Below are 12,540 nucleotides of genomic sequence, written 5' to 3' on the forward strand. Positions count from 1 at the left end.
TCGATGCCTATCAACATCACAATGCCGGCCCTCTCTCCGACGATGGAAGAAGGCAATCTGGCCAAGTGGCTGGTCAAGGAAGGCGACAAGGTCAAGTCCGGTGACGTGATTGCCGAGATCGAGACCGACAAGGCGACGATGGAAGTCGAAGCCGTCGACGAAGGCACCGTCGCCAAGATCGTCGTTCCCGCCGGCACCGATGGCGTCAAGGTCAATGCGCTGATCGCCGTTCTCGCCGCAGATGGCGAGGATGTTGCTGCCGCTGCAAAGGGTGGCAACGGCGCAGCCGCACCGGCTCCCGCGGCCAAGGCGGAAGCGCCGGCACCGGTAGCGCCGAGCGCTCCGGCTGCGGCTCCTGCCGCTGCTCCGGCTCCGGTTGCAGCCCAGCCGGCGAAGTCCGAAGGCGCTCGCGTCTTCTCCTCGCCGCTCGCCCGTCGTCTGGCCAAGGACGCCGGCATCGACCTGTCGGCAATCGCCGGCACAGGCCCGCATGGTCGCGTCGTCAAGAAGGACGTTGAGACTGCCGTTGCCGGTGGCACCGCGAAGCCTGCAACCGCACCGGTTGCCGGCACTGCCGCTCCCGCGGCCGCACCGCTTGCCAAGGGCCCGTCGGACGATGCCGTTCTCAAGCTCTTCGAGCCGGGCTCTTACGAGCTCATACCGCATGACGGCATGCGCAAGACGATCGCCAAGCGCCTGGTCGAATCCAAGCAGACGATCCCGCACTTCTACGTGTCGCTCGACTGCGAGCTCGACGCGCTTCTTGCACTGCGCGCCCAGCTCAATGCCGCTGCTCCGGAGCAGGGCGGCAAGCCGGTCTACAAGCTCTCCGTAAACGACATGGTCATCAAGGCCCTGGCGCTTGCGCTGCGCGACGTTCCGAATGCGAACGTCTCCTGGACCGAGAGCAACATGGTCAAGCACAAGCACGCTGACGTCGGCGTTGCCGTGTCGATCCCGGGCGGCCTGATCACCCCGATCGTGCGCCAGGCGGAGCTGAAGAGCCTGTCTGCCATCTCCAACGAGATGAAGGACCTCGGCCAGCGCGCCAAGGACCGCAAGCTGAAGCCCGAGGAGTACCAGGGCGGCACCACGGCGGTCTCCAACATGGGCATGATGGGCGTCAAGAACTTCGCCGCCGTCGTCAACCCGCCGCATGCCACGATCCTCGCGGTCGGTGCGGGCGAGGAGCGCGTCGTCGTCAAAAACAAACAGATGGTCATCGCCAATGTCATGACCGTTACGCTCTCGACCGACCATCGCTGCGTCGATGGCGCGCTCGGCGCCGAACTGCTCGGAGCCTTCAAGCGCTACATCGAAAACCCGATGGGCATGCTGGTCTGAGTTGGATAGGGACCGGCCTTCGGGCCGGTCCGTTCCTTTTCGCGCAGTCGAAGGCGGCCCGGACGATGAAAACAGTTCTCTGCTATGGCGACAGTCTGACCTGGGGCTACGATGCCGCGGATGGTGGTCGTCACGCGTTTGCCGATCGCTGGCCGAGCGTCTTGCAGAAGGCGCTGGGTTCGGACGTTCAGGTCATCGCCGAGGGACTGAACGGTCGTACGACCGCCTATGACGACCATCTCGCCGATTGCGACCGCAACGGCGCAAAAGTGCTGCCGACGGTGCTGCACAGCCATGCGCCGCTCGATCTGATCATTCTTCTTCTCGGCGCCAACGATATGAAGCCGGTGATCCACGGAACCGCTTTCGGCGCCGTGAAGGGCATCCAGCGTCTCGTCACGCTCGTGCGCCGGCATGACTGGCCGGTCGAAGACGAGGGTGGGCCGGAAATCCTGATCGTCTCGCCGCCGATGCTCTGCGAAACGGCCAATGCCGCCTTCGGCGCGATGTACGCCGGCGGCGTCGAGCAGTCGGCGATGCTGGCACCGCTTTATCGCGATCTCGCCGACGAACTCGATTGCGGCTTTTTCGACGCCGGATCGGTCGCTCAGACCACGCCGCTCGATGGTGTGCATCTCGATGCGGAGAATACGCGTGCGATCGGCCGGGGTCTCGAACCGGTCGTGCGGATGATGCTTGGGGTCTAGAGATGGTGGGGGGCGTCACCATTCGTCCGGCGGAAAAGCGCGAGGCGGCCGAGCTCGCCATCCTCGTCGATGTCGCCGCGCATGGCTTTGCCTCCTGGCTCTGGTACGGCGCCGTTCTTCATGGGGTGACGGATACGGCCTTCGAGCGTGGCCGCAACAAGCTGCGCGAAGAGCCCGGGCCTGGAAACTGGCGCGACGCTCTCGTTGCTGAAGTTGATGATGAAGTTGTCGGTCTGGCGGTCGGCTATTCGATCGGTCCGGAAGTGCTGGAGATCGTTCCCAAGCACCCGGTTCTGGAACCCTTGCTGGCACTGCAGAGGCAGATCGTCGGTCACTGGTTCATCGAGAGCCTCGGCGTCTATCGCCATCAGCGCCGCCGCGGAATCGGCAGCGCGCTCCTGGCAAAGGAATTCGAACGCGCCGGATCGGCGCCGGTGAGCCTGATCACCGAAAGCCACAACGACAGGGCCCAGGCACTATACAGAGCAAACGGTTTCGGCGAGGCAGCGCGCGCCGGGGCGGTTCCGCTCTTTGAGGAAAGCAAGAAACACGACTGGGTGCTGTTCACCCGCAAGGTCGCTTGAGACAAAGGCAGGAAACATATGGCTGAGAATTACGACGTCATCGTCATCGGTTCGGGTCCAGGGGGCTATATCGCCGCCATTCGTGCGGCGCAGTTGGGTCTCAAGACCGCGATCGTCGAGCGCGAGCATCTGGCCGGCATCTGCTCCAACTGGGGCTGCATTCCGACCAAGGCGCTGCTGCGCTCCGCCGAAGTTCTGCACTACGCCCAGCATCCGGGCGCCTATGGCGTCAAGATCGAAGGCACGGTGACGCCGGACCTGAAGGCGATCGTCGCACGCTCACGCGGCATTGCCGAACGCATGAACGGCGGCGTCGGCTTCCTGATGAAGAAAAACAAGGTCGACGTGATCTGGGGCGAGGCGAAGCTGACGAGGCCCGGCGAGATCGTCGTCGGTAAATCGACGAAGCCGGTTGTCCAGCCGCAGGCGCCGCTGCCGAAGAACACCAAGGGCGAGGGCACCTACACCGCCAAGCACATCATCATCGCGACCGGCGCCCGGCCGCGCGCGCTTCCGGGCATCGAGCCCGATGGCAAGCTGATCTGGACCTATTTCGAGGCGATGAAGCCTGAGGAAATGCCGAAGTCGCTGCTGGTCATGGGCTCGGGCGCGATCGGCATCGAGTTCGCCTCGTTCTACCGCACCATGGGCGTTGACGTAACGGTTGTCGAAGTCATGTCGACCGTGATGCCGGTCGAGGACGCCGAAATATCCGGCGTTGCCAAGAAGCAGTTCGAAAAGCAGGGCATGAAGATCCATCTCGAAGCCAAGGTGACGAAGGTCGAGAAGGGCGCGAACTCGATCACAGCCCATGTGGAGATGAAGGACGGCAAGGTCGAAAAGATCACCGCGGACCGGATGATCTCCGCCGTCGGCGTGCAGGCCAATGTCGAAAATATCGGTCTTGAGGCCCTCGGCGTGAAGACCGATCGCGGCTTCATCGCCATCGATGGTTACGGCAAGACCAACGTGCCGGGCATCTACGCCATCGGTGACGTCGCCGGCCCGCCGATGCTCGCCCACAAGGCCGAGCACGAGGCCGTGATCTGCGTCGAAAAGATCGCCGGCCTGCCGAATGTGCACCCGATGGACAAGCTGAAGATCCCGGGCTGCACCTATTGCCATCCGCAGGTCGCCTCCGTCGGCCTCACCGAAGCCAAGGCCAAGGAATTGGGCCGCGAGATCCGCGTCGGCCGCTTCCCCTTCGTTGCCAACGGCAAGGCAATCGCGCTCGGCGAGGACCAGGGTCTCGTCAAGACCATCTTCGATAAGAAGACCGGTGAGCTGCTCGGCGCCCATATGGTCGGGGCCGAAGTCACCGAGCTCATCCAGGGCTTCGTCGTCGCGATGAACCTCGAGACGACAGAAGAAGACCTGATGCACACGATCTTCCCGCATCCGACGATTTCGGAGACGATCAAGGAAAGCGTGCTCGACGCCTACGGCCGCGCGCTCAACGCCTAGAGCCCCGTATAATTCCTTAGATCGACATCGATTTAAGGACAAAATTATACGGCATTCAAAGGGTTACAGCGACCTTTGCGCGTCCTTCGAGACGCGCGGCGCTGTATCCTCGCCGGAACTTTTGATAGGCTTCGGCATTGAGAATGGCCTCGTTTTCAATGCACGGAGATCAAAATGAGCGTGAACGGCGTCGGCATTCTGGCTGCGATCATCATCGGCGGTTTGGCCGGGTGGCTCGCGGAGAGGTTCATGAGCAGCGAGATGGGTCTGTTCATGAACATACTGCTCGGCATCATCGGCGCGGTGGTGCTGAATTTCATCCTGGAGGCCTTCGGCATGGCTTTTGCCGGCTGGGTCGCCTATCTGGTCATCGGCTTTATCGGCGCCTGCCTGCTGATTGCCGTTGGTCGCGCCGTCAAACGATAGCCTGCCGGGCCATTTGCGCTTCCGTCGGGCGAGACGGCCTGACATTTCCCGTCGGGCCGTCTATATAGAGCGAAAATGGGTCATCCGGCCTGATGCCGGCCCGCCGCGACGAGGAAGACAGTATGGTAACGGTATTCGATGTCGTCTCTGACCGGGCGCAACGCGTCCGCCACCCGGAAAAGGCCCACAAGCCCGACACCGAAGTCATGCGCAAGCCGGAGTGGATCCGCGTCAAGGCGCCGATGTCCAAGGGATATCAGGAGACGCGTTCGATCGTGAAGAGCCACAAGCTCGTCACTGTTTGCGAAGAAGCGGGCTGCCCGAACATCGGCGAATGCTGGGACAAGAAGCACGCCACCTTCATGATCATGGGCGAGATCTGTACCCGCGCCTGCGCCTTCTGCAACGTCGCGACCGGCAAGCCGAATGCGCTCGATCTCGAAGAGCCGGCGAACATTGCCAAGGCCGTCAAGCAGATGGGCCTCAGACACGTCGTCATCACCTCCGTCGACCGTGACGACCTGGAAGATGGCGGCGCCGAGCACTTCGAGAAGGTGATCTGGGCGATCCGCGAAGCGTCGCCGGCGACGACCATCGAGATCCTGACGCCGGACTTCCTGAAGAAGCCGGGTGCACTGGAGCGCGTCGTCGCCGCCAAGCCCGACGTCTTCAACCACAATATGGAAACCGTGCCCGGCAACTATCTGACGGTCCGTCCGGGTGCGCGCTACTTCCACTCCGTCCGCCTGTTGCAGCGCGTGAAGGAGCTGGATCCGACGATGTTCACCAAGTCCGGCATCATGGTCGGCCTCGGCGAAGAGCGCAACGAAGTGCTGCAGCTGATGGACGACCTGCGCACCGCGGATGTCGACTTCCTGACGATCGGCCAGTACCTGCAGCCGACGCGCAAGCACCACAAGGTCGAGAAGTTCGTGACCCCCGAGGAGTTCAAGTCCTACGAGACCGTCGCCTACACCAAGGGCTTCCTCATGGTCTCCTCGAGCCCGCTGACGCGCTCGTCGCACCATGCCGGCGACGACTTCGCCCGCCTCAGGGCAGCGCGTGAGAAGAAGCTGCAGGCTGCCGAGTAAGACGGAAACAGGTTCTCAAAAAACGATCGGCTCCGGCGCTTGCGCCGGAGTTTTTGTTTTGGGGAGGGCGTCGGAGCGACATCGGGCTGCTCGCGCAAAGCTTGCATCCTCCCGTTCAATCACCTAACGGCTGTCTCTGGAGGACGCGAGCCGATGCCGCGATACGTGAGCAACTGGGACGAGGCGGTGTCGCATCTCGAAAGCGCGCAACGCATTCTGGTAATAGGCTGTTCCGGCAGCGGCAAGAGCACGCTTTCCCGGCAACTGTCCGAGCAGTTCGGTTTGCCGCATCTGGCGATGGATCGGGAATTCTTCTGGTTGCCGGGGTGGAAGCTGCGGCCGAGGCAGGAAATGCTTGCCCTGATCTCGAAGGCTGCGGCTGGCGAACGCTGGATCATGGATGGTACCAGTCCGAAGACGCTGCCGCTCCGCTTGCCACGCACACACGTGGTGATCTGGATGCGGCCGCCGCGCTGGGTTTCGCTGCGCGGTGTGCTCTGGCGCTGGTTCGCCCATTGGAAAAAGACCCGCCCGGATATGGCCGATGATTGTCCGGAGAAGGTCGATCTCGATTTCCTTCGCTACATCTGGAACTTCGAGCGCAGGGATGCGGTTGAGATCGAGGCGCAGCTGGCCGGCCATGCCAACCTGCCGGTTCTCGTGTTGAAATCGCACGCGGAAACGGCGTTACTACTTGCGAAGATAAGGCGGGGCGACTAGCTCTCGATCATGCCGCATTTTGAAACCAACCATGTCGTCAAGCATACCGCGGACCAGATGTTCGATCTGGTTGCCGATGTCGAGCACTATCCCGCATTCCTGCCGCTCTGCGAGGCACTGACGGTGCGCACGCGCAAGGAGCGCGACGGCAAGGTGTTGCTGCTGGCCGACATGACCGTCGGCTACAAGGCGATCCGCGAGACTTTCACGACGCAGGTGCTGTTGAACAAGGCCGAGCGCGCGATCGAAGTCAAATACATCGACGGGCCGTTCAAATATCTCGACAACCGCTGGCGCTTCGAACCCGCGGGCGAGGGGCAGTCGATCGTGCATTTCTACATCGACTACGAGTTCAAGAGCCGCATTCTCGGCGCGTTGATGGGATCGATGTTCGACCGCGCCTTCCGCATGTTCTCCGACGCCTTCGAAAAGCGCGCCGACAGCATCTATACGGCCTGAGCGATTTCCATGAGCATGTCGAGCGCGGTGCGGACGGTCGCAAGCCGGATGCCGCTGCGGCCGATATCACCATAGCGCATCTCCCGGTGCAGCATCGCGCCGTTTCGCCCGGATGCCGCAAGGTGCACGAGCCCGACCGGCTTTTCAGCCGAACCGCCGCTGGGACCGGCAATGCCGGTGACGGCAACGGCGAAATCCGCTGCCGAATGCGAGAGGGCGCCACGCGCCATCTCAATTGCTGTCTCCCGCGAAACGGCGCCATGGGCCGCAAGTGTTGCGGTCTCGACGCCAAGCATCGCTACCTTCGCTTCGTTGGAGTAGGTGACGAAACCGCGATCGACGACCGCGGACGAACCGGAAATCTCGGTCAGCGCCCCGGCGATCAGGCCGCCGGTGCAGGATTCGGCGGTGGCGACTTTGAGGTCCCGCGCCGTGAACTTGGCGATGATCTCACCGGCTTTGACTTCGATATCGGCGGGCCACATTACGAAAGGCTCCCATAGACGACGGTCGCCGTGGCGATGGCGGCAATGCCTTCATCGCGGCCCACGAAGCCGAGGCGTTCGTTCGTCGTTGCCTTGACCGAGCAGCGGTCGAGCGAGATGCCGAGCATGTCTGCAAGGTTCTCGCGCATCGTCAGCCGATGCGGGCCGACCTTCGGTGCCTCCGCGATCAGGGAAACGTCCGCATTGGTGATGATGCCGCCGCGCTCGCGCACGATGCGAGCCGCATGCTCCAGGAAGATGCGCGACGGCGCGCCCTTCCATTGCGGGTCGGACGGCGGGAAATGGTCGCCGATGTCGCCGGCGCCACAGGTGGCAAGCAGCGCGTCGGTGAGCGCGTGCAGCGCCACATCGGCATCGGAATGGCCGGAGAGCCTCTTCGTGTGCGGAATGAAGACGCCGCAGAGCGTCACGCCGTCGCCCTCGATCAACTGGTGCACGTCGTAACCGTTGCCCGTGCGTACGTCGGGCAGGGCGGTCCGGTTGAGCTTCTCGTCGGCCATGGCGATGTCTCTTTTCAATGTCAGCTTGACGTTGTCTACCGTGCCCTCGACGAGGACGACCTTGAGGCCGGCCCATTCGGCGATCGAGGCATCGTCAGTAAAATCAGCGCGGCCGCTCTTGGCTGCATCCCGGTGGGCAGCAAGAATGGCCGGAAGATCGAAGGTCTGCGGTGTTTGCGCGCCATAGAGACCGTCGCGCGGCACAGTCTCCAGTACGACGCCATCCTTGCACGCGCGCTTCAGCGTGTCCGCGACGGCGACCGCCGGCAACACGGCTTTGACCTCGCCACCAAGCGCCGCTGCGCAGCGCGAGAGTAGTGCGTGATCGGCAAAGGGACGGACCGCATCGTGGATCATCACATGACCGGCGCCGGTTTCAGCCAGGGCTTCGAGGCCGGCGAGCACGGAGATCTGCCGGGTCGCGCCACCATGGACGATGATCACATCGCCGACGACTGAGCGTTTGCGTGCGGCATCGAACAGGGCCTCGTCGTCCGGATGGATGACGACGACGATCGGGCCGGCGCCCGGCCATGTCGCGAAAGTGTCAAGCGTATGGGCGATAACGGGGCGATCGCCGATGGTTCGATACTGCTTCGGGCCCTCGGCGGATTGCCCGGCACGTTCGCCGCGTCCGGCTGCAACGATTACCACGCCGCACTTTAGCTGTTCTTGAGGCTGCATCTTCTGTATGAGGTCCCGCATTCGCCGATCTTCGCCGTGATGTACCGCGAAGGGTCGTGCTTTGCCAGCACTGCATAATTGCTTAGATCGGAATCGATCTACGGGCAAAATTATGCGGCAGGTCTAAAATCTTACAGCGACCTTAGCGCGTCTTGAGAGACGCGCGGCGCTGTAAGCCGGGAATTTTGCGCAAGGCGCCGAAATCGCTTGGCAAGCCTGAGAACAATGTCTAAAAATAGTGCAGGAACAACATGTGCCTGAAAGATATGCATTTGCCAATTCCGGCTCTTTCGTCTCCGCTCCGGATCGGGACTATCGAACTCCGCAATCGCGTTGCGCTCGCCCCCATGTCCGGCGTTACCGATCTGCCGTTCCGGCGGCTTGCATGGCGCTATGGCGCCGGCTTTGTCGTGACCGAGATGGTTGCGAGCCGCGAGTTGGTCGGCAACGCGTCTGAATCTTGGGCGCGGCTCAAGAACTCCGGCATCAAACCGCATATCGTTCAGCTTGCCGGCCGTGAGGCCCATTGGATGGCGGAAGCCGCCAAGATAGCTGCAGACAATGGTGCCGATATCATCGACATCAACATGGGATGCCCGGCCAAGAAGGTGACGGGTGGCTACTCCGGCTCGGCACTCATGCGCGATCCCGATCACGCGCTGTCGCTGGTTGAGGCGACAGTCGATGCCGTCGAAGTGCCGGTGACGTTGAAGATGCGGCTCGGCTGGGACGAAAACTCGATCAACGCGCCGCTGATTGCCAAGCGCGCCGAAGACGCCGGGGTGAAGGCGATTACCGTGCACGGCCGTACACGCATGCAGTTCTACAACGGCAAGGCGGATTGGGATGCCATTCGCCCGGTTCGCGAGGTCATTACCGTCCCCCTGGTCGCCAATGGCGACGTGGAGACGATCGCCGACGCGGAAGAGATTCTCCGCCGGTCGGGCGCTGATGCCGTCATGGCCGGGCGTTCGTCGCAGGGGCGCCCGTGGCACGTCGGCTTTCTTGCCGGTGCCGTTGAGCACCCGTCGCAGGCGGCGATCGCCGATATCTTTGCGGAGCACTACGAAATGATGCTCGAATTCTATGGTGTCGACGTCGCCGTGCGGCACGCGCGCAAACATGTCGCCTGGTACCTTGACCGCTTTGCCCCTGATATCGCAGGCACGGAAAAGGCAGCGATCCTGACATCGACTGATACCCGTTTCGTCTGCGACAGGGCACGCGCCGCGATACTCGATGCGGCTCCGGCCAAGCTGGAAGGCGAGGCGGTCGCGGAAGGAATGGCCGCATGACCGAGAAGCCGAGCATTCCCGATGCGGCCGCCAACGGTCTGTCGATGGCGGTTCTGAACGCCATTCAGAACCCGGTGATTCTGGTCGATGCCAATGGTTTGGTCGCGTTTGCCAACTGGGAAGCCGAATCGTTTTTCGGCGCGAGCGCCAATCATCTGGCGCGCCACAACATCAGCGCCTTCATCCCCTTCGGCAGCCCGCTCTTGACCCTGATCGAACAGGTGCGCGAGCGCAAGGCGCCGGTCAACGAGTACCGCGTCGACCTGAGTTCGCCGCGTCTCGGCGCCGACAAGCTCGTCGATCTCTATGTCGCCCCGGTCCTTTCCGAGCCAGGCTCGGTCGTCGTCGTCTTCCAGGAGCGCTCGATGGCCGACAAGATCGACCGGCAGCTTACCCATCGTGGTGCTGCCCGTTCGGTGACGGGGCTTGCCTCGATGCTGGCGCACGAAATCAAGAACCCGCTTTCGGGCATCCGCGGTGCCGCCCAACTGCTGGAAACCTCCGCCAATGACGAAGACAGGGCGCTGACACGTCTGATCTGCGATGAGACCGACCGCATCGTCTCGCTGGTCGATCGCATGGAGGTGTTTTCCGACGAGCGCCCGGTGGATCGCGTGCCGCTGAACATCCATTCGGTGCTCGACCATGTGAAGGCGATCGCCAAGGCCGGTTTTGCCCGACACATCAAGTTTGCGGAGAACTACGATCCGTCTCTGCCGCCCGTTTATGCGAACCGCGACCAACTGGTTCAGGTGTTCCTGAACCTGATCAAGAATGCGGCCGAAGCGATCGGCGACCGCAGCGATGGCGAGATCGTGCTGACGACGGCCTACAGGCCGGGTATACGCCTGTCGGTAGCCGGGACGCGCGAGAAGATCTCGCTGCCGCTGGAATTCTGCGTGCACGACAATGGACCGGGCGTGCCGTCCGACCTGCTGCCGCTGCTCTTCGATCCTTTCATTACCACCAAGACCAACGGTTCCGGCCTGGGGCTGGCGCTGGTCGCCAAGATCATCGGTGCCCATGGCGGCATCGTCGAATGCGACAGCCAGCAGAACCGCACCACTTTCCGTGTCCTGATGCCGGCCTCCAAAGGCCAGGCAGCGGATGAAGACGACATGCCGATGACAAAAGGAAGCCTTGCATGACGGGTGCCACGATCCTCGTTGCGGATGATGATGCCGCCATTCGCACCGTGCTGAACCAGGCGCTGAGCCGCGCCGGCTACGATGTCCGCATCACCTCCAATGCGGCGACGCTCTGGCGCTGGATCGCAGCGGGCGACGGCGATCTCGTCGTGACCGACGTTGTCATGCCCGACGAGAATGCCTTCGATCTCCTGCCGCGCATCAAGAAGGCGCGCCCCGATCTGCCGGTGCTGGTCATGAGTGCCCAGAACACCTTCATGACGGCGATCAAGGCTTCGGAGAAGGGTGCCTACGACTATCTGCCCAAGCCCTTCGACCTGACCGAATTGATCGGCATCATCGGCCGGGCGCTGTCGGAGCCCAAGCGCCGGCCGGCCAAGCTCGACGACGACACCCAGGACGGTATGCCGCTGGTTGGTCGTTCGGCGGCGATGCAGGAAATCTACCGGGTGCTGGCGCGCCTGATGCAGACGGACCTCACCCTGATGATCACCGGCGAGTCCGGCACCGGCAAGGAACTCGTCGCCCGCGCGCTGCACGATTATGGCAAGCGACGCAACGGTCCGTTCGTTGCGATCAACATGGCGGCGATCCCGCGCGATCTTATCGAATCGGAGCTTTTCGGCCACGAGAAGGGCGCCTTCACCGGTGCCCAGGTGCGCTCGACTGGTCGTTTCGAACAGGCCGAGGGCGGCACGCTTTTCCTCGATGAAATCGGCGACATGCCGATGGACGCACAGACCCGCCTGCTGCGCGTGCTGCAGCAGGGCGAATACACGACCGTTGGCGGCCGCACGCCGATCCGTTCGGACGTGCGCATCGTGGCGGCGACCAACAAGGACCTGAAGCAATCGATCAATCAGGGCCTGTTCCGCGAAGACCTCTATTATCGCCTCAACGTCGTGCCGCTGCGTCTGCCCCCGCTGCGTGACCGCGCGGAGGATATTCCGGATCTCGTTCGTCACTTCGTCCAGCAGGCCGAAAAGGAAGGGCTCGACGTCAAGCGCTTCGATCATGAAGCGCTGGAACTGATGAAGGCGCATGCATGGCCGGGCAACGTGCGCGAGTTGGAAAACCTGGTGCGGCGCCTGACGGCACTTTATCCACAGGACGTGATCACCCGCGAGATCATCGAAAACGAGTTGCGTTCCGAGATACCGGACAGCCCGATCGAAAAGACCGCGGCGCGGCCCGGATCGCTCACCATTTCGCAGGCCGTCGAAGAAAACATGCGCCAGTATTTCGCAAGCTTCGGCGAAGCTTTGCCTCCGGCCGGCCTTTACGATCGCGTGCTTGCCGAAATGGAGTATCCGCTGATCCTTGCGGCGCTCACCGCAACCCGTGGTAACCAGATCAAGGCGGCCGATTTGCTCGGCCTCAACCGTAACACGCTGCGCAAGAAAATCCGCGAACTCGGTGTTTCGGTCTATCGCAGCTCACGCAGCGCTTGACTTGGACACGGCCACCGTTGCATTTTCGCCACAATGCGTTGCTTGAACGTGTGACGATCGCCGAATCGCGTGTCGTTGCCGTCTCGTTCAATCGATTTGACCCAATTGATTGACTGGGGGTGCAACGCGGCAGCCCTTTGGGCGGCGAGGTCAACCTTTGA

General features: G+C 62.6%; 13 protein-coding genes. 11 read left to right on the plus strand and 2 right to left on the minus strand.

The features are described 5' to 3' along the window. Positions 1-3 precede the first annotated feature (3 nt). The 8 genes from ACN9MO_RS06275 to ACN9MO_RS06310 all read left to right on the plus strand — a co-directional run bounded on the left by ACN9MO_RS06275 (position 4) and on the right by ACN9MO_RS06310 (position 6,795). A complete protein-coding gene (locus ACN9MO_RS06275) occupies positions 4-1,344 on the plus strand; it encodes a pyruvate dehydrogenase complex dihydrolipoamide acetyltransferase (RefSeq protein ID WP_058320576.1) in 1,341 nt (446 codons plus the stop codon). A 65-nt stretch (positions 1,345-1,409) separates the two neighbouring features. Continuing rightward, entirely contained in the window at positions 1,410-2,051 is a 642-nt protein-coding gene (locus ACN9MO_RS06280) for an SGNH/GDSL hydrolase family protein (RefSeq protein WP_057255660.1), read from the plus strand. A gap of 2 nt (positions 2,052-2,053) precedes the next feature. Continuing rightward, a complete protein-coding gene (locus ACN9MO_RS06285; protein ID WP_058326662.1) occupies positions 2,054-2,635 on the plus strand; it encodes a GNAT family N-acetyltransferase in 582 nt (193 codons plus the stop codon). 18 nt (positions 2,636-2,653) lie between these two features. Next, the gene (gene lpdA / locus ACN9MO_RS06290) at positions 2,654-4,099 is read left to right on the plus strand and encodes a dihydrolipoyl dehydrogenase (RefSeq protein WP_058326661.1); all 1,446 of its coding nucleotides are present in this window, start codon (positions 2,654-2,656) and stop codon (positions 4,097-4,099) included. A gap of 174 nt (positions 4,100-4,273) precedes the next feature. Continuing rightward, positions 4,274-4,525: a GlsB/YeaQ/YmgE family stress response membrane protein gene (locus ACN9MO_RS06295; RefSeq protein WP_112995919.1), complete on the plus strand. Its 252-nt coding sequence runs from the start codon at positions 4,274-4,276 to the stop codon at positions 4,523-4,525. A gap of 122 nt (positions 4,526-4,647) precedes the next feature. Beyond that, positions 4,648-5,616, plus strand: coding sequence for a lipoyl synthase (lipA, locus tag ACN9MO_RS06300; protein ID WP_113131816.1), 969 nt, complete (start codon positions 4,648-4,650; stop codon positions 5,614-5,616). Positions 5,617-5,769: 153 nt separating this feature from the next. After that, entirely contained in the window at positions 5,770-6,336 is a 567-nt protein-coding gene (locus ACN9MO_RS06305; RefSeq protein ID WP_057255668.1) for an AAA family ATPase, read from the plus strand. Between the two features lie 9 nt (positions 6,337-6,345). Beyond that, positions 6,346-6,795 carry a type II toxin-antitoxin system RatA family toxin gene (locus ACN9MO_RS06310; protein WP_057255670.1) on the plus strand — a complete coding sequence of 150 codons (450 nt, stop codon included), beginning with the start codon at positions 6,346-6,348 and terminating at the stop codon, positions 6,793-6,795. Here ACN9MO_RS06310 and ACN9MO_RS06315 read toward each other — a convergent pair. Further along, entirely contained in the window at positions 6,783-7,280 is a 498-nt protein-coding gene (locus ACN9MO_RS06315; protein WP_057255671.1) for a CinA family protein, read from the minus strand. The genes ACN9MO_RS06310 and ACN9MO_RS06315 overlap by 13 nt on opposite strands. Further along, complete coding sequence (locus ACN9MO_RS06320) at positions 7,280-8,485, minus strand: bifunctional 2-C-methyl-D-erythritol 4-phosphate cytidylyltransferase/2-C-methyl-D-erythritol 2,4-cyclodiphosphate synthase (protein ID WP_348627339.1); 1,206 nt, start codon at positions 8,483-8,485, stop codon at positions 7,280-7,282. Before ACN9MO_RS06320 ends, ACN9MO_RS06315 begins: the two co-directional genes overlap by 1 nt. A 251-nt stretch (positions 8,486-8,736) precedes the next feature. Between ACN9MO_RS06320 and dusB the strand changes: the two genes are divergently transcribed. From dusB to ntrC, 3 genes are read left to right on the plus strand one after another with little or no spacing between them, the layout of a single operon-like run. After that, positions 8,737-9,780 (plus strand): tRNA dihydrouridine synthase DusB, encoded by a 1,044-nt coding sequence (gene dusB, locus ACN9MO_RS06325; RefSeq protein WP_058326658.1) that lies wholly within the window; start codon positions 8,737-8,739, stop codon positions 9,778-9,780. Then, positions 9,777-10,928, plus strand: a complete 1,152-nt coding sequence (locus tag ACN9MO_RS06330) for a two-component system sensor histidine kinase NtrB (protein ID WP_058326657.1) — start codon at positions 9,777-9,779, stop codon at positions 10,926-10,928. The genes dusB and ACN9MO_RS06330 overlap by 4 nt, the downstream gene beginning before the upstream one ends. Then, positions 10,925-12,379 carry a nitrogen regulation protein NR(I) gene (gene ntrC, locus ACN9MO_RS06335; RefSeq protein WP_057255678.1) on the plus strand — a complete coding sequence of 485 codons (1,455 nt, stop codon included), beginning with the start codon at positions 10,925-10,927 and terminating at the stop codon, positions 12,377-12,379. Before ACN9MO_RS06330 ends, ntrC begins: the two co-directional genes overlap by 4 nt. Positions 12,380-12,540 lie beyond the last annotated feature (161 nt).

The organism is Ensifer sp. R-19 (assembly GCF_049905105.1).
In the GTDB taxonomy this organism is placed as follows: Bacteria; Pseudomonadota; Alphaproteobacteria; order Rhizobiales; family Rhizobiaceae; genus Ensifer.

Coding starts and splice junctions, on each gene's coding strand:
- ACN9MO_RS06275 (WP_058320576.1), top strand. CDS start 4: ATGCCTATCAACATCACAATGCCGGCCCTCTCTCCGACGATGGAAGAA.
- ACN9MO_RS06280 (WP_057255660.1), top strand. CDS start 1,410: ATGAAAACAGTTCTCTGCTATGGCGACAGTCTGACCTGGGGCTACGAT.
- ACN9MO_RS06285 (WP_058326662.1), top strand. CDS start 2,054: ATGGTGGGGGGCGTCACCATTCGTCCGGCGGAAAAGCGCGAGGCGGCC.
- lpdA (WP_058326661.1), top strand. CDS start 2,654: ATGGCTGAGAATTACGACGTCATCGTCATCGGTTCGGGTCCAGGGGGC.
- ACN9MO_RS06295 (WP_112995919.1), top strand. CDS start 4,274: ATGAGCGTGAACGGCGTCGGCATTCTGGCTGCGATCATCATCGGCGGT.
- lipA (WP_113131816.1), top strand. CDS start 4,648: ATGGTAACGGTATTCGATGTCGTCTCTGACCGGGCGCAACGCGTCCGC.
- ACN9MO_RS06305 (WP_057255668.1), top strand. CDS start 5,770: ATGCCGCGATACGTGAGCAACTGGGACGAGGCGGTGTCGCATCTCGAA.
- ACN9MO_RS06310 (WP_057255670.1), top strand. CDS start 6,346: ATGCCGCATTTTGAAACCAACCATGTCGTCAAGCATACCGCGGACCAG.
- ACN9MO_RS06315 (WP_057255671.1), bottom strand. CDS start 7,280: ATGTGGCCCGCCGATATCGAAGTCAAAGCCGGTGAGATCATCGCCAAG.
- ACN9MO_RS06320 (WP_348627339.1), bottom strand. CDS start 8,485: ATGCAGCCTCAAGAACAGCTAAAGTGCGGCGTGGTAATCGTTGCAGCC.
- dusB (WP_058326658.1), top strand. CDS start 8,737: ATGTGCCTGAAAGATATGCATTTGCCAATTCCGGCTCTTTCGTCTCCG.
- ACN9MO_RS06330 (WP_058326657.1), top strand. CDS start 9,777: ATGACCGAGAAGCCGAGCATTCCCGATGCGGCCGCCAACGGTCTGTCG.
- ntrC (WP_057255678.1), top strand. CDS start 10,925: ATGACGGGTGCCACGATCCTCGTTGCGGATGATGATGCCGCCATTCGC.